This is a genomic window from Oceanobacillus sp. FSL H7-0719 (assembly GCF_045040795.1).
GTDB lineage: Bacteria > Bacillota > Bacilli > Bacillales > Amphibacillaceae > Oceanobacillus.
This window is the reverse complement of the sequence record NZ_CP150301.1, coordinates 453,557-476,773: the sequence shown is the minus strand read 5'-3', so window position 1 is coordinate 476,773 and position 23,217 is coordinate 453,557. Positions and strand designations below refer to the sequence as shown.

The following is a 23,217-nucleotide window of genomic DNA, read 5'->3' as shown; positions in this document are numbered from 1 at the left end:
ATTACAGCGCTCTTTGTTTAATTTTATCCAATAATTTAATTGTTTTATCTTCATCAATAAGACCTGGTTTTTTTAAATGTTTAAAAACATTATTCTCAATCATTTGATAAGTTTCTTGTACTCTAATTATAGTGTGATTTTCCTTTTGAACCCCTATTTTTACTTTATTATCTCTTACACTAATTTCTATGTTTGCTTTATAACGGTTATTCTCAGTCTCGATATTTAAAGATAACCTAACCCCCACTAGATCTCTTGCATACAAAAATAAATACTCGCAGATGGACTTATCATCAAGTAAATCGTTTCCTCCCTTAACATTCACTTTTTGGGGATCCTTACTTTTACTTGATGTTTCCAAACTAATTTGATTAATATCCCCAATTTCCCCTATGTCTGCCAAACCATAGTATATAAAATCTAGAAACTTAATTGTATGGAATGAAAAACTACCTCTTGTTACCTCTGAAATTCCGGTCTTATTCGCATTTAATGGTAGCACTGGAAAATTAAACGCTATAGTTAATGCTGAAAGGACATTGTTAAATATATCTTTATTTCCAGTAAAAACAGTAACAATTTTTTGTCTTGGTTTAATAATAACCCTAACCTTATTTGAAAAAACAATTGTTTTTGATTCCATGGACTCAAAATCATATTCTGGCTTTTTAGTAAAAAGGGTATAGTAAAGCATCAACTCGCTCTCCCCATATTTTATTAAACTAATTGTCTGTTTATAATTTGTCTGATACTCAGGAACCTCACTATTATAATCTGAGGTGTTATTAAATTTTTCACAACCTTCATTAATATCTTCTTCTGTTGGGACTTCTTTTTTTATAAATCCAACGTGAGCGTTATACCTCATCTTAGGAGTATTAAATGTTTCATCAATAATTTTAATTTTCTCGGATTCTGGAAGTAAAGGTAATAAATCATCAATTAATTCTGGTTTACCCTTTTTCGGATCAATTTCCTCTTCTGAACTACTGTATTTTCTAGCAATATCTGTTATAAACCCCTTATTATTGTTCACTAAAGCATGAAGAACTGTTAAATTATCTGTCATTTAATCTTCCCCCTGATGAACAGGAATTACCAAATAGCTAGACTAAAAAGACTTTTTATAGTAAAATAAGTTTAGATGAAGTGTCTAGCATGCGGGGTATCCTGCATGTTATTTTTTATTTATATCTATAACTATACTAAAAATCAGAACCTTTTACAAAAGTCTTGGTAAATAAGACTCAATTCCCCGAAAAGCTCTTAAATTAAAAAAGCCCTCAACCGTTTCCGCGATTGAGGGCTTTTACCATAAAAATAAAGCTTATTTTTAATTTAATATAATTTTAAATGTACCTGCGTTTAATCTACGTTGCTTTTCCTTTTTATATTTATCTAACCTGTCAATTTCGCAAAAGAAAAGGCCTCCTTTAGGAGACCGATAACTCAATATTTTTTGTAATACCTATTCTTTATCTAACGTTAAAGGTAATAGTACCACTAGATGTTACTGTTCCAGTAACTACATCTCCATAGTATGACCCTGGTAACATGTTGGTAAAAGTTCTGGTCAAGCGTGGCTGTGTTAATGGACCGAATCCAGTACAATTTCCGGTTGATGCATTACATAAACGAACCATTGGGTTCCCATTAAAGTTCAAATTCCTTACAGTTACTGTAACGTCCGCACCCCCAGGTGGTACTGATAATTTCCCGTCCCACTGACCATCTTTTGTTTTAAAATTGTATGGTCCATATGTTTTGAAAAGAGTCGAATCATCTGCATTAGTAGTGACTTCAGATGCATTCGATGTGTTTCCAAACAAAGAAGTGGACATAGCAAGTACTAGAACTAAAGACAATAATATTTTTCGCATATTATCACCTCCTTTTTGGGCATATTTACTACTTCTACAAGTGTCTTTCATCTCCTTCAAATTTATAGAAAACCATACTTACTACCTACACTTCTATAACTCTCTTAGAATTTTTTATATAAACTCCCACTATGGAGAGCCTTTCTTAATTATTTCGCATAATACCTTACATAATTAGAATTAGCTGTAATATACAAACCACTCTTAATTTGGAACATATGCCCGCCACCTACTGGGAACTTGTTCCGAATAACGGTAAACACTTCTCCTCTGTTTACAATCACAGCCTTATCATTCCAATCAGCGGTATTGTACGTCCAAAGGGAATCTGTAACAATTTCCACATATCTTTGTCTGGATCCGCCATTAACTTTCTTCTTCAAACCAAAGTGTGAAGCAATAGAGTCTGCTAAAGCTTTACCAGTAAGGTCTAATACAGTATTATTTCTCATTTTTACGATATCGATTGTTGAATCCATAAATCCACCTTCAATAAGAATCGCAGGCATATGAGATTCGCGGACCATATGAAAGTTCTCTGATTTAATCCCCCGGTCACGTAGTCCCATCTCTCCTACAATTGCTAGATGGATTTTACGTGCAAGAGCTAGTCCCGAAGATGAACCAGGATAATGATACGTTTCAGTACCTGTCCAAGTTCCCCATTGACCAGTGTTAGCATTATGGTGATATGAAACTAAAATATCTGCACCTTGACTGTTCGCTTTATTTGTACGTGCCGTTAGAGACACATCCGTATTTCCTGTTGGGTCATCCAAACGAATTATTGTAGCATTTTCGTATTCATTTAAATACTTGATTGCTGCTGTAACAACTTTGTTGTTAAATGACCACTCTCTTTCTCCAGCCGGGGATCTCTTCCCGGGTGTATTATACCCATGGCCTGCACCTAATGCGATTTTTGCCATAATAAATCTCCTCCTAATATTTTATATTAAAAAGGTGGCTTGCCCGATTGGACTAGCCACCTGATTAATCAGTTTATTTTGTTGTAAAATGTCTTACTCATTTTCTTTTGTACTAAATTCTTTTCTAATTTCTTCCGGTAAAGTTTGCCCGCTATTATCAATAGTTTTTAATTTCTTTGCTAGGTTAGTTGGTACCAATACACCCAACTGCGCCATATTTTCTAAGATAGACAAACCCTCGTTTGCAATATAAAAAAGGACAGTCGCATAAGTGACCGCCCCATTTAAACCTAATATCTGATCTACAACGTTTGCCAAGATAATCACTACAAGTACAAGTACCTTTCGTGCATATCCAAACAGTGACTTTCTAGACCATAAATTTTGATTCTTCCATGCTTTAAATACCCCAGTAACAATATCTAGTGCCATCAGCAATAAAAGTAAATGTAAAAACTTTACGTCTCCAAATAAGAAAAAGCGTGCTGCTTCTAAATGTTCCAAATTAAAACCACCCATCTTTAAATTCATCTCCCTGTCCTATTTTTATAGGACTTTCTCGTATTTCCCCAAAATAAAAAGACACCCAGCCGGATGTCTTTAGTACTTTTTAAAGTTATAGTTTATTCTAAGAGATTGCTTACTAAAAGGTCAGCAAAATCGAATGCCGGGTCCTTAGATTCAATTTCCATCCAATCCATAACTACACTTCCATCTAATGATGTTGTTCTTATCAAATATTCATTTAGTTTTGGTTCTTGGCGATATTCAGTAAGAACGATATCTAATATGAAAGTTCCTTTTCCATTTGCGAGTTTGACCATTTTCCTGTCTATATTCTTTATAATATGTTCATCCATTACGAACCCTCCCTCATATCTATATCGTCTATCATGAGTAAATATTTAAGAGGGGGGAAAAGTACCCCGGTCGGGATGATTTTACAAATTCTTTACTTTATTTAATTTACTTTCAATCCTTTTTACTTGAACCTCATATTTAGAGTCCAGTCTACTAGAAAGTTCACTGAATGCCGACAAATACGAACCCTGTACGAAATTGAGTTTTTCTGCAGTATTCTCCAGCTTTGAAAGTGTATTACTTACATAACCAAATGAACTTGAATCTAAATAACATTCTAATGCATTTATATAGTAAGTATACGCGTTACTATACACTCCATTTTCAAAATGAAAGTCAGCATTCAAATTATTAAGTAGTCCTTGGATTTCTATATTTTTTTTTTCGCTAGCCTTAAGTCCTTGCTTAATGGTACTAACACTTAGTTTTAATTTGTCAGCTTCTTCCTGTTGTGACTTTTTTAATTTTAATTCCAGTTCTTCTTTTAATAATAGGAAATCAGATTCTTTCAAATTAGTTATAACCTCTTGTTTTATTCGCTCTATCTCTTCTTGTCGAAATTTCCTCATGGTAAAAAAGTTTGCTGTTAAGAAAATAACCAGCAGCGTAATAATACTGCCCACAGACCACTGTAACATCGATAAATAGTTTTCGTTTTGTTCAACTATAACCCTGACTAATTCATTAATTTCCATATTTCCCCCTCCTAATACCTATATCGGTTATTAGGATAAGAAATTAAAACTTAAAAGAGCACCCCATCAGGAGCGCTCTTTGCTTAGTAAACTTTCTATAATCTTGTCTGTTTCTTCGAGTTCTTTATCTGTGATGACACCTTTTTTGATTAATAAATCAATGAGTGCCATCAGTTGGTATTCTGTTTTCGCGGTCATGATATCCCTCCTCATTTCATCATTCGACATATGAGGAGAAAGTCCTTCTTTTGTTTCTTTAATTCTACATATGCCTTTTTAAATAATCACCGAATTTAAATGCCGCATTTATCCAATCGTCAAACTCAACCCATTCAGTTTTTTCATTGGTTTTGATATTCTCTCCACGACACATTGCGCCTTTTCCTTTTCTTACAATCTCACATAAATACTCTTGTCCTTCTACAATAACTAATTTTTGCTCAACACTAAATACAATTACATCATCCATTTTATCCCCTCCTATATACTCATTCGACAGGAGGGGCAAAAGTCCTTCTTTTACATAAAAATAACGCTTATTCAGCATTTTTCAATCTCTCTAACTCGTATTCCAATCTTTCAATTTCCTTCTCCTTTTCCGACTTCTCAGGTACTTCCAATATTTCTCCTTCCTTTAATTTTAGTTTCGGAGTAAGTCCATCTAAATATATTTCACATTTATCTATCTGGTCGGCTACGTAGTCATCAACGTAAAATTGGTAACCACTATCCGTTGACACTGCCCGGTTACCAATTATAACAGAGGCAACAGCTCCGTCATTCACCTTAAAAAACACCTTGGTTGTGCCTGGCTGGCGCGTGTCATAAGTTTGCATTTCTGTCATTTAATCACCTCAAATAAAGTCAGTCTGATAAACTCTGTCTATACGAAATATTAAGGTGTCGTTGCCGCTTACATCTGCTTTATTAATTCCTATCCTTAATTGGAAATTTATTGTTTCGTATGTTGGTTTACCCATGTCTATAATAATTGGAGCATAGTTAGGTCTCCCACCTGATTCGTGCCATTCTTGATAAAGTAAGTTGGTTCCGTCATAAAGTCGTACTTGGTGCCTCGGATTATTTAAATTAACCCCCTTACGATATCCAATGACAAAATATCTAGCTGCATGGATAAATTCGTACGAGGTAAATTTGACAGTATAACCTAAACTCGGATCCCTAATATCATTATAATCGCCACCACCAGAAATAGCTTGATACCCCGCTCGATAAAACCCTCTGGACGCTTGGAATACTCCATCAATTAAGTTTCCAGATAAATTAACATAGTCCATATCGTAAGGGTCTACGCTTGTTACGTTGTAGTCTTGAAAAACCATACCATCCTGCATCCACACTGCCCCATCAGGACGAGTTATACTTATACTTTTATCATCAATAGTTACCCGATTATTACCAATTGTTACCTTACCGTTGGCATCAACTACAAATTGATCATTGACGTTTAGTCCAGCTAACGATTTAATATGCTTTGCTTCAAGTTCATTTGTCATTTTTACACGCGGGAAGTCGATTAATAGATTGTCCGGCTGAGCGTTGATTTCAGATATTAAGCCATCTTTGCTTACCTTAGCATTAATTTCACCAGGCAAGACTTGCAATTCACCTTCTGCCGTTGATACACGATTTTCCAAACTGTCTACAACCGATTTGCTTGCTTTAAGCGCTACTTCTCCCGCAACCGTTCTGATTTCGCCGTCAAGAGTTTCGACACGTCCAGATACTTGGTTGATGGCTTCGTCAGTGTCTTCGGGTGCTGGTTGCCAAGAGCCTATTTTATCCCCTCTAACAACAATAGGTTCTTTATATTGATAAGTAGCGCTTGCTGTTACAGAAGTATTATCATTCTGGATTGCAAATAATATTTGAGTTATATCATCTGCAATCTTCATAGTTACTTCGGAATATCCCTCTTTACCTTTCTCAATAATATTTCCGTTTAATGATGTATAAGTACCGTCAGTTCTAAATGGGCTAATCCTTGCCCTACCGCCTTTAGTACTCGGAGATTTTATATAGATTTTAAACGTAACTGTGTCGCCAATCTTTAGGCCATACTCACTAAGATTCTTTCTAGCACCTTCTTCTATAGCAGAGTAATATTGTCCGATATTTAAATTCTTATAATTTGGACTCGTACCCTTCAATATGTTAGTTGTGCCAATCTCCAATCCATCCAAATCCGCCTTTACTTCACTAACGCTAATCTCAACCTCATCAGCTTTGACCTCAACATTACCAATTTTTGTTGTCAAACTCTGCTCTACAGCATCTAATTCCGTACTGTCTGCTTTTAATCCAATAGCCTTTTCGTTTTGTCCTATACGAGTACCTTGAGATTCTAGGTCAGTCACAATACCTTCCATATCCGTAGTATACTGCGTCTTGGAAACAGTGTTGTTAATCATGTTGTCTACATTTTCTTTTGTATAGACATCACCTTTATTAACTTTATCGACTAATTTACCGTCAATATATTCTAAGTCAGCTTTTTCAGCCATATCGGCTGCAATTCTGTCCATTTGATTGTCGTAGACTTCTTTAGCTACGGCATACTGTTTAGCTTGTTCAAGTGCTGACTCCGCATATTGTTCCGATATTCTGTCCGCATAATCCTCAGCATCAACTTTGATTTTCTCGTCTTCTTCGACTGCAAAAGCTTTCGCATTTTCTTCCGCTGTTATTCCTGTAGCTTCCGCAAATGTTTTTCCATCTTCAAATATAATTTCATCTTTATCATCTATCGTGAGTTTATCGTACGTGTACTCGACCATTTCGTAATGCGATACGCGGTTCTTAATTTCCTTCTGCAACTGTTTCCATATCTCATGTACTTCTTCTTCGGTGTACTCGATGTAATCGCCAAGTTTAATTTCTTTTTTTGCAGTTGTTTTAATAGACCGAGTTTGTTCAAATACCCTTGCTTCAAGGTAAAGAGGTGGATTAAATGTTGTGTCTTTAATCTTAATCGTATCGCCAAAGCGTATTTTTTTATTTTTCATGCCTGGTACATTTTCAAGATCGATTATTGTTGTTTCGTAAGTTATTTGGGTATTGATTCGTTTATTTAAAGCCGTACGGGTGTATTGTCGTGCTTCTGCATCTGTCATTTCTGCCCGACTAGATTCAATTTCGTATGCTTCAATTAAATGGTTTAAGTTACCGTATTCGTCGTACCAGCCCCATCTTTGCAATGCGTCATAATCTTCTACGAGTACTTCTAATCTTGTGCCATCCTCACGTTCGGGTCCCAAGCCTAAGAGCGCTGTTACGATATCCTGTTTTTCTACTCGACGGATACCATCTAAATCACGACCAAACTCTACTTCTCTACCTCTCCAATCCCCCACACGCTCTAATAATTCGACATAACGAGCAGTTACTTTTGTGCCGTCATGTTCAATTGGAAAGGCTAGTTCACACTCAAACTCTTTCGCTATACGTTTGACAAAGTCGTACGGGCTTGTGTGTTGTTCGATTCTTATTGTGCGTGTTCCTTCCGCTTCCACTCTTCCAACTGTGCGACCGGTGCCGTTTAAAGCCATACCAAGCAAATGACTTGCAGTCCCTTGATACGTATCAGGGTAAATGACATTGGTCTTTCGTAATTCTAGGTAACTAGCATTGGCAAATATTTGCGCTTTATACCCTTCTGTATCTTTGTACTTCTCGGCTTCAAAAATGACAAACTCTACTAAACTTCCATCTTCGTCTGGGATAATAATTCGATTACGTTTTTCGAGATGCTCACTAAATCTCTTGTCTGCAAAAGTGATAAAATCATAAGTTTCTAAAGTATCTTCTAATGACTTTTTATGATTGTCGTCTATGATGTTCTCTGCGGTGATGTAGTCTAATATCAAGCTTTCTTGACCGTCTATGATGTGTATTTGTGACAAAGTATCACCACCCTTACAAATATTTATCCCTAAATCTCATACGCGTTTCAAAAGCATCCAATGGAGATACAATTAACATATTTTTACCTTTTTTAAGCTTGAAAAAAGAACCTCCGAAGTTTTTTAAATCCATTCGCGGTTCTCCATTTACTAAAATGTCAGCTTCTTTATTATCAAACGTTACAACATCTCCTGGATACAATATATATGGTGTTTGATCTACGGTTGCCTGCGCTAATTCAAACACCTCTACGCTATTTATCCGTAATCTAGTAGGATTAGGACGGTCGCCCCATTTTGCAATAAACAATGTGATGTATTTTAACCTACCTTGGAACTCGTTGTTCTTATCATTATATTTTCCTGTCCAGTTGCGGACATGCTTTTGATTCTGCCACTCTCCTATATAAAACTCGAATCGTTTACCTTCTCGTTTAACTCGCAAATAGAACAAAGTTGTTTCCCTTGCTTTATCGTTCTTTTGGCTATCACCAATAAGGTAACCCGCGTTAGTACCCCGGTACGGTCCGTATCTCGCTAAAGGCACTCTTCGCTTATACGTCCGACTGTTGTCCTTTATTGCTATAGTCCCGAGCATATTCATATTTTCATCAAGAAAATTAATTCCAATTCGGAAGTTATCCATTTCGTTGCGGGATATAATATCGAATGTCGTTTCGATTTCAAAGTCTTGGATTGGGTTTATTTCTTTAAATACCGCAGGTCCATGAAGTTTATCTCCCGTACCATATCCATTAGCACGGATACCGGCATCGTCTGTTGTCATTGTTCCACCAATCTTTTTAACAAAATGCTCGTCAACCATGTTTAAAGTTGCAGTACTCCAAGAATCTAGTGTTTTCCCGTTTTCATATAAAACACTTGCACGGGTATCTACGATTTGAACGTCATCATCTGCAGGTGTTCCAATTAGATTATATTCGGCTGCGTCATCATCGCCATTTGAAATCATAGCAAAGGTTGTCTTTTGTTTTACAGTTAATTCAAATATCGGTTCCGTTTCTGCTGTACCTTCGTTTTCAACTTCAACGATATCGGCGGGGAATGATAGTGTTTTTTCTTCACCATATTTAAACGGGTCGGGGCAAATAAATGTTATTTCGCCCGTTCCCCATCTAACCAATTCAGCTAAATCTAAACCACCATCCACGACAGCGTAATATGTTCTGTTTGGTTCATCCCTAAACTTTAATTCTTTCGGTTCGTCGTGTATTAACCATTCAGCTAGATCTTCTTTTAATTTTTGCAAGTCACTAAAACTATCAGCCATTATAAAGACAGGTACAGTAATTACTCTAACTTGTTGTTTACTGTGAGATAGATGCGCACCTGCCATGCCAGTAACTGTAATTAATTCTCTATCAATAGGTGCCCAGGAGGGTCTTTTTCTGCCACGGGTTACTGTAAGGTAATTTTTTTCTATTCCATTAAAAATCAAAAGGCATCACCCCCTAAATTTTCTTAACACACTTTCGTTTCTCTGTTGTATTTCAGTAACGGTCGGTTCTATTTCCTCTGCTAAAACCCTATCATTTAGTACAAGGTTAGTGTTTTTCTTAAGTAGCGCTAAAAGTAATCCGTTTTGCTCCCTTAAAACACCAACAATCTCACCATTATCATAACCACTAGCAACAGTAGATTCTCTTGACTTTTGCAGCCCAATCCCTTTCCCGATGCCACTTACCAATCCATTTCTAAGCATATTGACCGTATCTTCGTGTGTGAAAACCTTAGCCCCCGTGGGAAGGTCGTACATACCAAAACTAGCTAGGCTCAATTTGCCCCCATGTTCTACAAGTTCGGTTCCTTCCTCGCCTAGTACCGCCTTACCGCCTGGATGGTAGTTCGTTCCTTTAGCCCAAAACTTCAACTTACTTAAGCCATCAGCAACAACGTTAACGACCTTTTTGATTGGACTACTCCATTTTTTGTTTTCTTCGTCTGCATCTTTGTTTGTTTTCACATTGACATCTTTGTCAATTTTCTTTCCTGTTACCTTGTTATACTCCTCGGACAGTTTAACATTATTCTTTGTTTCATCTCCTACTTGACCAGCTTTAGCGTAGACCTTTTCTAAATTATTTTCAGCTGTAGTATACTTAGTACTTTGCGTATCTAATGATCCGTTTATATCTTTTAGCTTTCCTTTTACTTCTTCCAGTTTACTGTTTTCTGTATTCAGCTTCTCAATCTTTTCTTGCGATTTACCGTTGGAATCTCCTTCTTTTTTAATCTTATCTTCCAACTGTTTGATTTCATCTTTTCTTTTCTTAATGGCATCGTCAATAGATTTATTTTCTTTGCCCTTTTCAATATTGATATCAAATTGCTTGCCTAGTATTTCAACATACATATCGTAATTTTGCATATTCTTATCTATCTGATTAGATATTTCATCACGGGTTTTCTTCTTGACTTCTAACGATTGCTCATCTGTTGTTAAAGCACCTTCTAACGAGTCAAGGTTCTTTTTGTTCTTTTCATTTTTGCTATCCAACTCAATATTTTGGGATTGAAGAGAATGTATCTGTTCATTCAATTGCCACCATTCGGAAAAACTCGCGTCTTTTTGTTGTTCCTTTAAAGCTAATATTTCTTCATCATTGCTTTTTATAGATTCTTGATTAGTCTTTATTTCATTTTGGATGTTATTAATTTCGCTCTTAGTCTCATTAATTCCATCCTCTAACTCGAGAGTTTCACCCAACAGGTTGTTGTAACCATCAATTTCGCTATTTACAGCTCGCAAGTCCTCAATCATCTGATTATAGACTTCTGTTTGCATGCGTTCGAGTTCGGCATTCGTCAAATCACGTAATTTACCAGTCGTATCCATGATTACATTTCCATAATCATCGATAACTTGACCAGCTTCCGGAAACTGTTCTGCTAATGCTTCGTTTGATTCTAAAAGGCGATTAAATTCCTCTTTGGACATCCCAGACTTTTTACGCAGCCCCTCCATGCGTTCTTCAATCTCAGCAATCCGTTGTGGAGACTTCGTATTTTCTAATTCTGTTTGTAGAGTTAAAAACTCGCCAAACTCATCTGTACTCAACTTGGATTTCTCGATTAGATCCTCAAATGTATCAACAAGTTCTTCTGTAGTTTCCATTTGCTCTTTAGTCTTATCGATTAATTTTGTTGTTTCATCAATTTGTTCTGTTACAGCTTGGGCAGATTCTAATTGCGTTTCAGCTAACTCTAAATTATTTTGCGCCAACTCTTCTTGGGCTTGATAGGATTCATCCGCCTTGGTCCTTGTCAATGCAAAGGCTACACCTAAGGCAGTTAACGCGCCCACCACAATCCCCACCGGACCTGCCATCCCTAATAGCACAGGCGCTATAGTTGGTAAAACAGTCATTAATCCTCCAAGCATAGTTAACAGTGGTCCTAATACTAACAGAAGTGGACCAATGGCAGCTGCAAATGCTCCAATTGCCACAACAATTAATTGAGCTTCTTTGCTTAATCCGTTCAGCCAATCTACAAGCTTTTGCGTTGCACCTACTATAGCTGTTAGTGCGGGTTCTAAAGCATCAAATAACTTGATAGCCAATTCTTCAAGTGCTGACTTTAAATTAATTAATTTACCTTGCAGGTTATTCTGCATGGTGTCAGCCATTTCTTCTGCTACGCCTTCACTGTTTGCTATAGCTTTTGTTAACTTATTAAAGTCTCCTTCACCCGCATTAATGACTGCGAGCATTCCAGCCATAGCTTCTTTACCAAATATAGTTGCCGCAGAAGATGCTTTCTGGTCTTCTGATAACTTACTAAATCGTTCTCGTAAATCACCGAGCAAAACATCAAGAGGTTTCATTTCACCGTTGGAGTCTTTTATGTTTATACCAAGCTTCTTCATTTCTTTTTCCATCTTAGCTGTAGGTTTAACTAAGTTCGTTAATGCACTACGCAAAGCTGTACCAGCACTAGAACCTTTAACACCTGCGTTAGCCATCAAACCTAGCGCTACAGCTGTATCTTCAAGGCTATAACCTAATGCGCCAGCAACCGGAGCAACCATCTTAAATGATTCGCCAAGTCCCGCAACATCTGTGTTAGCATTAGATGATGCAGCCGCTAAAACGTCAGCATATCGACCAGCATCCTTAGCTTCATCCCCAAAAGCTGAAATACTATCTGTTAAAATATCTGATACGCGCCCTAAGTCTTCACCCGATGCAGCCGCTAAGTTTAAAACTCCGTCAATACCATCAAGAGATTGCTGCACATCCCAACCTGCAAGTGCCATGTATTTGAAGCCATCTGTAACCTCTTTAGCACTAAACTTTGTGGATGCCCCTAGTTCACGGGATCGTTCTTCTAATCTTGCTAATTCGTCACCAGTTGCACCGCTTAATGCTTGCACTTCTGATAGGCCAGCCTTAAAGTCCATGCCTATCTTGGCAGCAACTCCACCAACCGCCATGAGTGGGGCGGTAACTTTAAGCGACAGTTCTTTTCCAACCGTCGTCATTTTTTCTCCGAAATCTTTTACCTTTTTCCCGGAGTCAGCCAGCTTATCACCAAAAGAACGCTGCGTTTTATCAACATTTTTTAATTGATTCTCGTAATGATTTAGCTTGCTTTCAGTCTCAGCAATTTCACGCTGGAAATTTCGATATTGTTCTTCTGATATTTGGCCTTTTTTAAATGCTTCAGTTACTTGCTCCTGAGAGCCTTTCAGTTGTTCGAGTTTCTTTTTTGTAGCTTGCACTTGGTCCCCGAGAAGTTTCTGCTTTTGAGCAACCAACTCTGTGTTTTTGGGGTTAAATTTAAGTAAGCGATCAACATCACGTAACTCTTTTTGTATGTCTCTTGATTCTTTATTAACATCTTTTAGAGCCTTGTCGAGACCTTTCGTGTCTCCATCAAGTTCAATAGTGATTCCTTTAATTCTTTTGGACAAATCACCTCACCCCCAATTAATTAATGGGGGTTCAATGACCCTCTATTTATCAATAACCTCTTTATTTCCACATCTTGTGCATTTAACTTCGATTTTTCCTTTTAAATTATCACTGATGTAGAACATTAATTTATTACACTTACTACATCTAACCGGTTTATTTGTCATCTCATTATCACACCTTAAAATGAATCAAAATCATCTTGTGTGGCTTGTCTGGTTTTTTCTTCTTGCTTACCATTTTTTATATCCACATAGTTTTCAACATAATCCAGGCATTCGCCTATCGTCATCATGTCTAAATCCTCAAGCGTTAACCCGACCATCTTGCAGGTCATAAAAAAAGACTCTGTCGTCAATACATCATCATCGCTTTTAGATGCGCTTTCAACTTGAGTCTCACTTACTTTTTTCTATATACATTACCTACCAGCAGCTCAACAAATCCATCTTCTAATAACAGTTCAGTAACTGGCGGCATATCTACGCTGTTTATCCATTCATAGAATGGCTCTACATTTCTATCCGCTGTTCTTGCCCACGACCATACAAATTGATAAATTAATACCGTATCTATTTCATCTAATAAGAGTTGGAGTTTTTCATAATCCTCTGCACCGTCTAAGGATTGCAGTTTAAGGATTGCTTCAACTCCACCCATAGCGTTAAGCGTGTCCTTTAGGATGTCGGATTTAAATTGATTTTTGTAATGAATTGCTGTGATGGCGTTAGCTTTTAATCTTATCTTTTGCTCGCCAATATTAATTGTTGCTTCCACTTAATCACCCCACCATAAAATTTTTCCCTATTTCTGCTTCCCCGATTGGTCGGGGGTTATTAGGGAGTGCTATCGTCTTGAGTTGTTTTTTCATAAACGGCATCATACCAATTTTCGTAAACTTCTTCGGATGTGTCGGCTGTTGTTTTCGTCTTAACCGCATAATCCGTTTCTCTTGCAGATGAAATAAATGTTAATTCATTTGGTTGCGGCTCTTTTGTATTAGTTGTCGTTTCTCCTGTGATTGTCGGGCGATTTGCGGAACATTTATATAAAACGTGACGTGTCGCCTTTTTGTCACCCTCAAACTCAAACAGCAATGCAAAGTTTTTCTGTCTAGCATCTGCTTTTTCAGTTAGAACCCCATCATCTTCATCTTTAATTTCCCCCAAAGCATCTATAGCGAATTGCTCTGGAATTGTAGCAATTGATAATGTGCCATCATAACCATCATTTGATGATGCGGAATAATATAGCATATTATCAGCATAAAACTCCGCTAACTCTCCTCGCGGCGTTAAGGTAAGAGAGACACCACCAGGGATTTTGATCGGTGTTTCATATGTGATTTCACCTTCGACCTCTGTATACGGTGCGTAATGCACGTTTTGTAATCCGAACTGTACTTTGTTTCCCATTAATATAACCTCACTTCATATGTTTTTTTGAAAACTTTTTCTGACTCTATATACTCCTCATATGATTCATAAGGGAGTTCGTTTGTATCAAGCAAATCTTCTAACACCTCTTCTGCTTGTAAATCTTTTTTGTTCGTGTATAACTCAATATCCACTGAATCAATTTTGTGATAAGTTCTATTGTCCGCATGGAAGTTTGGAGAATAAGTCACTAAATAGGTGATAAAAGGTGTATCTTTAGGTTCGTTAAAATGCGAATAAGCCACAGGATAACCCGTAGCATCTAATAACCTTTTAAGTTCAATTAAAGTCATCCACTTATCACCTACCCCTAATGATTTTCTCTAACTGTTTTTCATATCCAACAATAACCTGCTCTTCAACCGGCGCAATATGCGGCTTGCCTGGTACTCGTCCACCGCCTACTTTTGCATGACCTTTTTCAAGCAAATGCGTTAATTGGTAATCTGTCGCATTGTGTACAACCCAAGCAGTGCCAATCTTCTTTGCTCTCCAACCTTGGTAGTACCTTCTTTTTCGCTTCCTTGTGCCGACGGGACTCGTTCTCTTTAATACTTTCACAGCGTTTTTGGCATTATCTTCCTTCGCCTTTTCAAGTCCTTCTTCAACTTCCGTTGTGTACTCTTGCAAAATATTAACAAGTTCATCGGCAAAACTATCAATGCTTACTTTTTTCGACACACCCTCACGACCTTTCTTTCGCAATGATGGTGAGCGTGCGATCCATTTCATCATCATTAGTAGGTGGTTCAATAATGTCAAATGTGCGATTGTCATACTTAACAATCATCTTATTTGTAATGCCTGGTGTGTAATGGATGATAAAACGATAAATCTTTTCAGCGCGAACTGCTGCCGCCTTTAAATACTCCGAACCTTTTAATGTTTTAATCATTGCCCATGCTTTTGTAAATTCTTTTTCCTTTTCAAACTGATTACCAAGTTCATCATCTACATCAACCATTTCAACAATTGATATTCGATTGCGAAATAATCCAGTATGAAAGTTAGGATTGTATTTGTTCTGCTTCATCTGAATCACTCTCTTCCAAAGCTTTCCGCATAGACAACGTATTGATTCTCGTTAAAAAGTTTTCCTCAAAATATTCAAGCGCATCATTATAAACATAACGAGAGCGCTCAAAGACCAATTCCTTGAACGTCTCGTTTTCTAGTGTATAGTTGCCGCATGTTTCTTTTAAGTCCTCATACGAAGCACTTAGTATGCTCTTTAAGTTGTCGTCCTCAAAATCTCCTAAATGCATTCTCTCTTTAAATTCTTTTACAATTTCATCAGTGATCACTTAAATCACCCGCCTTCTCCACCATCAATCAACGCAAGTATAGCTTCTACTTGCTCCGGAGTGAATTGGGGTTCGGCATCTTTACCATCTGCACCTTTTGTACCGGGATCGCCTTTGTCGCCCTTATCGCCCTTTGGACCCTGCGCACCATCCTCACCATCTGCACCAGGATCGCCTTTTGGTCCTTGAGGACCTTGTGGTCCCTCTACACCATCAATCAACTCCGCAAAATCAGAACCGGTAGGAGTCTTACCGGTGCTAAACTTTTCTTTTAATTCTTCTTTTGTAGCCACTTATATCACCTCTTATTGAACTTTTAAATTTTTCCCTATTTCTGCTTCCCCGATTGGTCGGGGGTTATTAGGGAGTGTCTTCTCCTTCATCTTCATCAGATATATCAACATTTAAGTCGTAAACTTGTGCTGCGTTATTATCTACCGGTTTACCTGTTGCGAATTGTTTAGCAATAAACACATCTGCATCTTCTAGCGCTAGCGTTTCACGGTAACGCGTTATTTCGATTCCTCCACCCACAGCTGCGATGTATTCCCCTTTAACGAAAAACAATACTTTTCCTTTTGGAACGAATACTGATTCCGTTTGAATTGGATTAAAAGGAAGGTTCGTTACATATACCCCAGCATTATTTTGAATTGTTGCATTAGCCTTGATGTCGAATGTGTCGAAAGGGTTTGTTACCATTACAATCTTGCTTTCAACCCTTCTAGGTTGATCTGCTACTTCTCCGTCCGCTTTTAGTTTTTCGGCTAATTTTTTAACTACACCTTTAAGTTCATTAACCGTCGTTCTACCTGGTTTGAAAGTCAAAGTACCTGAACTTTCTTTATCTGATACAGCACCAGTTTCCTTATCAACGTTTTTCAGCAATCCAATAGGTTCGTTTTGCGCTGGACCTCTTCCAGCAATATATCCACGTTCAAGACCGGCACGCATTGCTTCTGTTAAAATAGTTCTTACATAACGTTCAATCCATTCAGGCCCAAGTTTTAACATATCCTTCGCAATCGGGATGAACGCAGTAAGCTTCAATTGAGTGATTGTTTCTTTTCTAAATGAAGCATTGAGCTGACCCTTGATTTCAGCAAATAATGGACCCCAAACAGCAGCACCTTCTGGATCGCTAAAAATGAATTCAGTTACCGCACCTAGGTTTTCAATCCCTACCGCATCTAAGAATGGATGATCTTCTACGATGTCCTTAAACACACGTTCTTGAGTGGTTTTCGGCAAAACATCCTCATCCGTAAAGCCGCCTTCTTCGATTACCGCATTAAAAAATGTTCTTTCTTCAGATGTAAGAACATTTTGACCGCGTGATTGCAAGACATTATTATCATTCGCGAATGTACGCGCTTCTTCTAGAATTCTATTTTCTGCATCCTTTTGAATTGCTTCCATGTAATTTGAGAGCGCCTCTGTTTTTTCTTCCGCAGTAGCTTCTTGGTTCTGACTAACCGCCGCAAAATTGTTTTTAGCTTCTAGTACATTAGTAAATTTAATTGTCATTCCTTATTCCTCCTAAAATTAAAATAACCAGTTATTTTTAACTGGTTTTTGTTTTTCTTCATTTTTTAATTCATTAACTATTTCCTGTTTCATTTCTGCAACCACATTTTTAATATCTTCGAGAGTAACTTTTTCTGGTTGTTTTAAAGCATCTGTACGCATTTTATCAATTACATTTTTAGGTAACGCTCCTGGTAAACTAGCAACAGCTTTCGGAGCATCCTCAAACATAATTTCATCAACAAATCCTTTTTCTTTTGCTTCTTCTGCATCCATCCATGTTTCTTTATCCATTAAATTCAGTAAATCTTCCTCGCTTAGCCCTGTTTTTTGTTGATAGGATGTAGAGATGGACTTATTGACCGATTTTAAAAAGTTAGATGTCTTATCCATTTCATTATAATCGCCAATGGCTATAGTAGAAGCGTTGTGTATCATCAATTGCGCGGTCGGAGACATCTTAACTCTTCCAGCCATAGCGATAACAGATGCAGCGCTTGCCGCAACCCCAACAATGCGTGACTCAACGCTTCCTGCATAATCCTTTAATTCTGTATAGATTTCTGATGCAGTGTACACATCACCACCAGGTGAATTGATTGTTAGCTGTATATCTTCTCCATTGGCATTCTTTAATACATCTGTTACATCCTTTGCGCAAGTGGCTTCAATGTCAAAAATATCATAAATCCATTTTTCATCAGATGCCACAATGGGACCTTTGATATTTATATTTTTCACTCGTTATCACCTCCTTCAATCGCTTCTTTACCACTCTGATAGTTCTTGGTAATAAAGTATTCCTTGTGTATCTGTTCATCAGTGGTTTCTTTACCTAGTTCAGACCGAACTTCATTACCATTGAATACGCCACTCGAAACCAACTTATCTACCGCAGTAGCCAAGTCGAATATATCCCTGTATGAAGGTTTTCTAATCTCAATGCTTTTGCCATCAAGTTGTTCTTTTTTTGTAAAAAACTTAACGTCTGATTCTTCTTTAATTTTCTTCAGCAATGGAGAGACAGTGAAAAACATATAATTTTTAGTTTGTTTCTCCACATCTGCCATGTCGCCCCTAATCAAGGACGGTGGTATCCCAATTGCAATCGCCACTTGATCAAAATAACCACCAGTAACTTTATTTATTTCGTCCACAGATTGACCGGCTATACCATTACCGGATTGCTCTTTGTATTCAAATCCAGGCTGTTGCGGAATAATAGCAACATCCTTTTCTTCTACAGCTTTATACATGTTGTCTATAAACTCTTGTAATTTCGCTTGATGTTCCGCACTTTTAGCACCGAGCATATCCATATCAACTGTTGCCCTTAGTTGGTTTTTTCTTTTTTGACCGCGTATAATGTACCCAAACAAATCGCCATAATCATAAAAAAGACTATCTAGTAAAGTAGATAGTTTTTCATTTCCATATTTTAAATGAAGAACATCGGATTGTTTGAAAGTATCCTTGAACTCATAATCTCTTATAACAACATTCGTAAATATATCTTCATAAACCGCGTATTTTTTGTGCTGAAAATCATCAGCAATAAGTAAATCCCCGTCATCAGCTTGGATAACTAAAACTTCATTGTCATAAATTAGTTTACTGATAAATTTTTGCCAAAATGTACTAGCAGTCATGTTTTTGTTTGGCCTGGTATTCAATCTGTAATAAATTTCATTTTTTATATATTCATCTTTATTTTTTACTCTAAATTCAGTTTGACTAACAGTTCGTGCCAAAAACGATATGCAGGTTTCAATTGCTAGCTGTTTCATGTGTATTCGCTTTGACTTTTCGGCGAATAAATCCATGAATTCAAGATCGAATGAATATCCTATTTTTTTATTTCGATTAAAAACTCTATCTAGAAAACCCAATATATCACCGCCTTTCTGGTGTGCAAAGGTCACGTATCGTGTGACTACGAGATTTGGACCACCGCCTTTTTATCATTCATAATCTAAAAAATCTTTATAGTTGTTTTCTTCCATCTCTTTTTCTATCTTTTCTTCAAAGTAATTATCATACTCGTTTGTGTCTTGGTTCCAATTACATTTTTCACATATTCTTCTATCATCAATTAATTCAACTCTTACTCGACTACAATTCTTGCATTTATCTCCTGTGTACATATACTCACCCCTAAAATTTAATGCCCGCCAACAGAAACTCCCCTTCATCCGCCAGTATGTCATCAGCCTTAAACATGGCATGAATGAACGCTTGGAATGGGTCTGTTTTACGAGTTAATTCATCTTTCTTCAAATACTCTTTATTACCATCTTTCTTAGTAACCACGAGAACGTTATTAGTTGCCCAACGCATTAACGGATTGTTTCCGAATATCAACTCACGCTGCGCGAATAAAGTCTCAATCCGTGGAGCAAGCAATGAATGTATGGCTTTTGGATTACGTATATAAACAAGTTCAAAACCTTCATCTTCCAGCGCTGTTTTAACCAAATCTAATCTGAATGTATCTGCAACGATAGTGTTTACACCATATTTCAATCGCATATCTACAAACCAATTAACAATGTGCTTAATGTCAATTACCGGACCATCTACTATTGTTAATAACCCTTGTTCTTCCCACTCTTCAATTGGCGCCTGTAGTTTTACTTGTTTCAAAAACTCCCGCCTTACAAACGAATGAGTTTTCCAAACGTAATTGCCATCTATTTTGAAAAGCAGTCCAACTGAAGCGAAGTCTTTAATTCGTGCATAATCAAGACCTCCCACACATATTCTGTTTTCTAAATTCGGAATCACTCGAGGTATTTGATTTGGTTCTTCGTAATCAGTTTCAAAACCTGTTGCCCATATCTCATCCCAAGGAGCAACTGACTTTTCTATGTCCTCCTCTGGCAAATTCATTCTCTTTGTCATGAATTCTTCGCGACCAGATGGGTCTTCTTCTAAATCAAAGTATTCTTCCTTGATTGTTTCGAGTAGGTTCTCTGCATATTCAGTTAAGGGAGTGGTTAACATTGGGTTAGCTTTTTCCCACATATCCATGTCATCTACTTCATCAGGATCATCAAGTTTACAAATAAAGGGAAACATATTAGCATTCGGAACTTGTCCTTTTAAGATACGTGCAGCTTGTTTTTTCATACTGTCTATAAAGCCTTCGCGAACATAACCATCAGTTCCAATGTACATTTCACGCGGGAAAGGAACCTTCCCTAACCCCCCGCGCATAACACGTACTGTCTTTGCCGTTTCGTACATGTGAATTTCATCAAAGACAACCATTCCCTCACGACCGCCATCCTTTGACTGAGGGTTAGATGTGCGGAATCGTAAAAAGCTTTTAGTTTTCCTGTTTGTTATTCTTTGCTTCCCGTGTTGAAATGATTTTTTCAATGTGTCATTTTCATCTATAACGTTATAAACCTCTTCAAATGATGTTTTCGCCTGGTCTTCACTATTAGCCACGAGAGAGATGTTGTAATTCTTAACACCATGCAATTCACTTTTTAAATAACTTGATATCGCAGATATATAACCGTTCTTTCCACCACCACGACCCATCATGATTAAAAAACGGCGATAAAAAAGGCGATCCGTTTCTTTGTATTTAAGAAACAGAAACGCCGTTATAAACTTTTGAAATGATTGAAAAGGAAAAAACCATTTTTCACAATATTTAATGCACTGATCGATTTGTTTTTCATCAAAATATATATCATCACGATTGAGTACATGTTCTTCCAAGTATTCAATTAACCATATACGCTCTTTATTAAATTTTATCTTACCTGTTCGGTATTCATTAATATATGCTTTAACATACTTTTGTTTAATCATATTAGATCGTCTGCACTGTGGTCGTCATTACTTTCCAAGAAGTTAAATGACTTTTCGATGCTTAATAAAGATGCGTTAATTTTATTCATTTCATTCAGAAGGGGGTGAGATTTAACAAACGTCTGGCTTCCGTTTTCAGTCTTAACTGAAACCCCTTCTTTTTTTACTGTTTTTTCCATCCTCCGGTAGATCTCAATATGCTTCAAATAACGCCCAACTTTTTCAACTTCAACTGGGTCTGTATTATCTATGCGAGCCATGAGCGAATCCTTTATTTTATCTATGCCAACATCAATTCTAAGTGGTCCTGTCACATCACCCCACCCCCCTATCGTGTGATTTTGTTCTGAATTTGGTTTTTCTAATACCCTCCTCGGTCCCTATATGGCCCATTTTTTTCGATTTTTTTGAGGGGGGGTATCTACCATTTCTCGTCATTCCATTTCTTTTTCTTCGGTTTGAATCCTTTTCCGTGAACTATATTGTGATGTGTAATGCATAATGTTTCTAAGTTATCGATTTCCAACGCTAACTCTGGATGAGTTTCAATCTCTTTCTTGTGATGAACGTTAAGAACTATTTCTTTATTCTTTCCTTCTTCTTTCTTTGAATCGATTGTCACTCGACCTTCTCGCTTACATTGCTGGCATTCAAAATTGTCACGCTTCATTGCCTGCCATCGTAACCACAGCCACTCTTTAGAACCATAGAATTTCTTTTTGCTACTGGGTGTACTGTAGGTCACATCAATCTCAACAGGTCTTTAAAGTCATATCGTTTATCTTTAATCGCCCTGTTGTATTCCTTTATCTTCTGTTTATCTATATCTGATTGATACTCACCAATGGCTTTCTTATCTTCTTCCGAGAGGTCATTGTATGTCTGCCTATAGTACTCTTCCTCCACTAGCAGCATCTCACGGTATAGTTGTAGCTGTAGGTAGTGTTCTATCTCTTTTACTTTCTTAATTTTGTTTTTAATACGTGTAGTGTCCCTGTTATCAAACATCATATTGAATCTGTTTTCACACTCTGGACAATTCACATAAGCAACATCGATATCATACTTCTTTTCAATTTGAATTAGTTCTGTTGATAGTTCTATTGCGCATACGTTACAAGTGAAGTCGTTCATGTTATCACCTTCTTTTGGATGTCTAAGCATTTGGTACAATGAAACAAAGCCATTCCCTCCACCCTAATACTCTCGATTATGTCGTCCGCACGACACTCTATCATATCGATTGAATCAGCTAACAACCTGTAATCATGATTACATTGATTAGTATCATTCACATTCATCCCTCCCCATATAAAAAAGACACCTACAGTTAAGTAAGTGTCTTACAAATTAATCTAACTGTCCCACTATCTTTTCGAGTGGGAAATACCCCATATCATAATCGTTTATTTCCCCATCTTCTCTATGTAGTGATATCTCTCCCAGGCCCACAAATTCTACGGTAAATACTTCCCAACCTTCATATAAGAACATAACATCACCTGCACTGGAATACAGTGACTCTGCAAGTAAAGTCTCTCCTTCGATTGTGTCATTATCTCCGATTTCAATTGTTGCTTTCACTTCTCCATTTTCGATTATGAGGTCTGTTAAAACATCACCATCTCCAAGAACTTCGTATTCTAAATCGCTTCTTAATTCATCTATGTCGTGACCGTCTTCATCATCGTTTTCAATTCCCATTTCACTAGCTAAATCTTCAAGCGATTCAGTTGTTTCATCAATTTGCTCTGAAATTTGTTGGGCGCTCTCTAATTCCTTTTGCGATTCTTCTAAGCGTTTTTCAGATTCTTTTAATTGGTCTTTATACTCTTTATCAGCCCCGCCACATGCCGTTAAAAATAACAAGATCATTAAAGTAAATAATACCTTCTTCACG

29 protein-coding genes are annotated in these 23,217 nt (G+C 37.1%); all 29 read right to left on the bottom strand.

Annotation, left to right across the window (positions count from 1 at the left end; all coding sequences use genetic code 11):
• Position 1: 1 nt before the first annotated feature.
• The 29 genes from NST93_RS02410 to NST93_RS02270 all read right to left on the bottom strand — a co-directional run bounded on the left by NST93_RS02410 (position 2) and on the right by NST93_RS02270 (position 23,216).
• Positions 2 to 1,069 (bottom strand): hypothetical protein, encoded by a 1,068-nt coding sequence (locus NST93_RS02410; RefSeq protein WP_405100839.1) that lies wholly within the window; start codon positions 1,067 to 1,069, stop codon positions 2 to 4.
• A 406-nt stretch (positions 1,070 to 1,475) separates the two neighbouring features.
• Entirely contained in the window at positions 1,476 to 1,880 is a 405-nt protein-coding gene (locus tag NST93_RS02405; protein WP_405100837.1) for a hypothetical protein, read from the bottom strand.
• A 149-nt stretch (positions 1,881 to 2,029) separates the two neighbouring features.
• Positions 2,030 to 2,809: an N-acetylmuramoyl-L-alanine amidase gene (locus NST93_RS02400; protein WP_405100835.1), complete on the bottom strand. Its 780-nt coding sequence runs from the start codon at positions 2,807 to 2,809 to the stop codon at positions 2,030 to 2,032.
• Between the two features lie 93 nt (positions 2,810 to 2,902).
• On the bottom strand, positions 2,903 to 3,328 hold the full coding sequence (locus NST93_RS02395; RefSeq protein ID WP_405100833.1) for a holin family protein: 426 nt from the start codon (positions 3,326 to 3,328) through the stop codon (positions 2,903 to 2,905).
• A gap of 104 nt (positions 3,329 to 3,432) precedes the next feature.
• Complete coding sequence (locus tag NST93_RS02390) at positions 3,433 to 3,669, bottom strand: hypothetical protein (RefSeq protein ID WP_405100831.1); 237 nt, start codon at positions 3,667 to 3,669, stop codon at positions 3,433 to 3,435.
• A gap of 81 nt (positions 3,670 to 3,750) precedes the next feature.
• Complete coding sequence (locus tag NST93_RS02385; protein WP_405100829.1) at positions 3,751 to 4,365, bottom strand: hypothetical protein; 615 nt, start codon at positions 4,363 to 4,365, stop codon at positions 3,751 to 3,753.
• Positions 4,366 to 4,431: 66 nt separating this feature from the next.
• Positions 4,432 to 4,563, bottom strand: coding sequence for a hypothetical protein (locus NST93_RS02380; protein ID WP_405100827.1), 132 nt, complete (start codon positions 4,561 to 4,563; stop codon positions 4,432 to 4,434).
• A gap of 64 nt (positions 4,564 to 4,627) precedes the next feature.
• On the bottom strand, positions 4,628 to 4,834 hold the full coding sequence (locus NST93_RS02375) for a hypothetical protein (RefSeq protein ID WP_405100825.1): 207 nt from the start codon (positions 4,832 to 4,834) through the stop codon (positions 4,628 to 4,630).
• 67 nt (positions 4,835 to 4,901) lie between these two features.
• Positions 4,902 to 5,210 carry a hypothetical protein gene (locus tag NST93_RS02370; RefSeq protein ID WP_405100823.1) on the bottom strand — a complete coding sequence of 103 codons (309 nt, stop codon included), beginning with the start codon at positions 5,208 to 5,210 and terminating at the stop codon, positions 4,902 to 4,904.
• A gap of 9 nt (positions 5,211 to 5,219) precedes the next feature.
• Entirely contained in the window at positions 5,220 to 7,943 is a 2,724-nt protein-coding gene (locus tag NST93_RS02365; protein ID WP_405100821.1) for a phage tail protein, read from the bottom strand.
• A 358-nt stretch (positions 7,944 to 8,301) separates the two neighbouring features.
• Positions 8,302 to 9,747, bottom strand: a complete 1,446-nt coding sequence (locus tag NST93_RS02360) for a distal tail protein Dit (RefSeq protein ID WP_405100819.1) — start codon at positions 9,745 to 9,747, stop codon at positions 8,302 to 8,304.
• Positions 9,748 to 9,753: 6 nt separating this feature from the next.
• Entirely contained in the window at positions 9,754 to 13,224 is a 3,471-nt protein-coding gene (locus NST93_RS02355; RefSeq protein ID WP_405100818.1) for a phage tail tape measure protein, read from the bottom strand.
• Positions 13,225 to 13,406: 182 nt separating this feature from the next.
• A complete protein-coding gene (locus tag NST93_RS02350) occupies positions 13,407 to 13,562 on the bottom strand; it encodes a hypothetical protein (RefSeq protein ID WP_405100816.1) in 156 nt (51 codons plus the stop codon).
• A gap of 65 nt (positions 13,563 to 13,627) precedes the next feature.
• Positions 13,628 to 14,002 carry a hypothetical protein gene (locus tag NST93_RS02345; protein WP_405100814.1) on the bottom strand — a complete coding sequence of 125 codons (375 nt, stop codon included), beginning with the start codon at positions 14,000 to 14,002 and terminating at the stop codon, positions 13,628 to 13,630.
• A 59-nt stretch (positions 14,003 to 14,061) separates the two neighbouring features.
• Positions 14,062 to 14,640 carry a major tail protein gene (locus NST93_RS02340; RefSeq protein WP_405100812.1) on the bottom strand — a complete coding sequence of 193 codons (579 nt, stop codon included), beginning with the start codon at positions 14,638 to 14,640 and terminating at the stop codon, positions 14,062 to 14,064.
• Positions 14,640 to 14,954 (bottom strand): hypothetical protein, encoded by a 315-nt coding sequence (locus NST93_RS02335; RefSeq protein WP_405100810.1) that lies wholly within the window; start codon positions 14,952 to 14,954, stop codon positions 14,640 to 14,642. The genes NST93_RS02340 and NST93_RS02335 overlap by 1 nt, the downstream gene beginning before the upstream one ends.
• 7 nt (positions 14,955 to 14,961) lie before the next feature.
• Positions 14,962 to 15,342 (bottom strand): HK97 gp10 family phage protein, encoded by a 381-nt coding sequence (locus tag NST93_RS02330; RefSeq protein ID WP_405100808.1) that lies wholly within the window; start codon positions 15,340 to 15,342, stop codon positions 14,962 to 14,964.
• Between the two features lie 4 nt (positions 15,343 to 15,346).
• On the bottom strand, positions 15,347 to 15,694 hold the full coding sequence (locus tag NST93_RS02325; protein WP_405100806.1) for a phage head closure protein: 348 nt from the start codon (positions 15,692 to 15,694) through the stop codon (positions 15,347 to 15,349).
• Positions 15,669 to 15,926 carry a hypothetical protein gene (locus NST93_RS02320; protein ID WP_405103737.1) on the bottom strand — a complete coding sequence of 86 codons (258 nt, stop codon included), beginning with the start codon at positions 15,924 to 15,926 and terminating at the stop codon, positions 15,669 to 15,671. The genes NST93_RS02325 and NST93_RS02320 overlap by 26 nt, the downstream gene beginning before the upstream one ends.
• 44 nt (positions 15,927 to 15,970) lie before the next feature.
• Positions 15,971 to 16,258, bottom strand: coding sequence for a collagen-like protein (locus NST93_RS02315; protein ID WP_405100804.1), 288 nt, complete (start codon positions 16,256 to 16,258; stop codon positions 15,971 to 15,973).
• Between the two features lie 67 nt (positions 16,259 to 16,325).
• Complete coding sequence (locus NST93_RS02310) at positions 16,326 to 17,492, bottom strand: phage major capsid protein (protein ID WP_405100802.1); 1,167 nt, start codon at positions 17,490 to 17,492, stop codon at positions 16,326 to 16,328.
• A gap of 18 nt (positions 17,493 to 17,510) precedes the next feature.
• The gene (locus NST93_RS02305; RefSeq protein ID WP_405100800.1) at positions 17,511 to 18,233 is read right to left on the bottom strand and encodes a head maturation protease, ClpP-related; all 723 of its coding nucleotides are present in this window, start codon (positions 18,231 to 18,233) and stop codon (positions 17,511 to 17,513) included.
• Positions 18,230 to 19,381 carry a phage portal protein gene (locus NST93_RS02300; RefSeq protein WP_405100798.1) on the bottom strand — a complete coding sequence of 384 codons (1,152 nt, stop codon included), beginning with the start codon at positions 19,379 to 19,381 and terminating at the stop codon, positions 18,230 to 18,232. Before NST93_RS02300 ends, NST93_RS02305 begins: the two co-directional genes overlap by 4 nt.
• Positions 19,382 to 19,453: 72 nt before the next feature.
• On the bottom strand, positions 19,454 to 19,636 hold the full coding sequence (locus NST93_RS02295; RefSeq protein WP_405100796.1) for a hypothetical protein: 183 nt from the start codon (positions 19,634 to 19,636) through the stop codon (positions 19,454 to 19,456).
• 10 nt (positions 19,637 to 19,646) lie between these two features.
• Entirely contained in the window at positions 19,647 to 21,317 is a 1,671-nt protein-coding gene (locus tag NST93_RS02290) for a terminase TerL endonuclease subunit (protein ID WP_405100794.1), read from the bottom strand.
• Entirely contained in the window at positions 21,314 to 21,631 is a 318-nt protein-coding gene (locus NST93_RS02285) for a P27 family phage terminase small subunit (protein ID WP_405100792.1), read from the bottom strand. Before NST93_RS02285 ends, NST93_RS02290 begins: the two co-directional genes overlap by 4 nt.
• A gap of 107 nt (positions 21,632 to 21,738) precedes the next feature.
• Positions 21,739 to 22,062: an HNH endonuclease gene (locus NST93_RS02280; protein ID WP_405100790.1), complete on the bottom strand. Its 324-nt coding sequence runs from the start codon at positions 22,060 to 22,062 to the stop codon at positions 21,739 to 21,741.
• Positions 22,059 to 22,451 carry a hypothetical protein gene (locus tag NST93_RS02275; protein ID WP_405100788.1) on the bottom strand — a complete coding sequence of 131 codons (393 nt, stop codon included), beginning with the start codon at positions 22,449 to 22,451 and terminating at the stop codon, positions 22,059 to 22,061. The genes NST93_RS02280 and NST93_RS02275 overlap by 4 nt, the downstream gene beginning before the upstream one ends.
• 216 nt (positions 22,452 to 22,667) lie before the next feature.
• Positions 22,668 to 23,216 carry a hypothetical protein gene (locus NST93_RS02270; RefSeq protein ID WP_405100786.1) on the bottom strand — a complete coding sequence of 183 codons (549 nt, stop codon included), beginning with the start codon at positions 23,214 to 23,216 and terminating at the stop codon, positions 22,668 to 22,670.
• Position 23,217 lies beyond the last annotated feature (1 nt).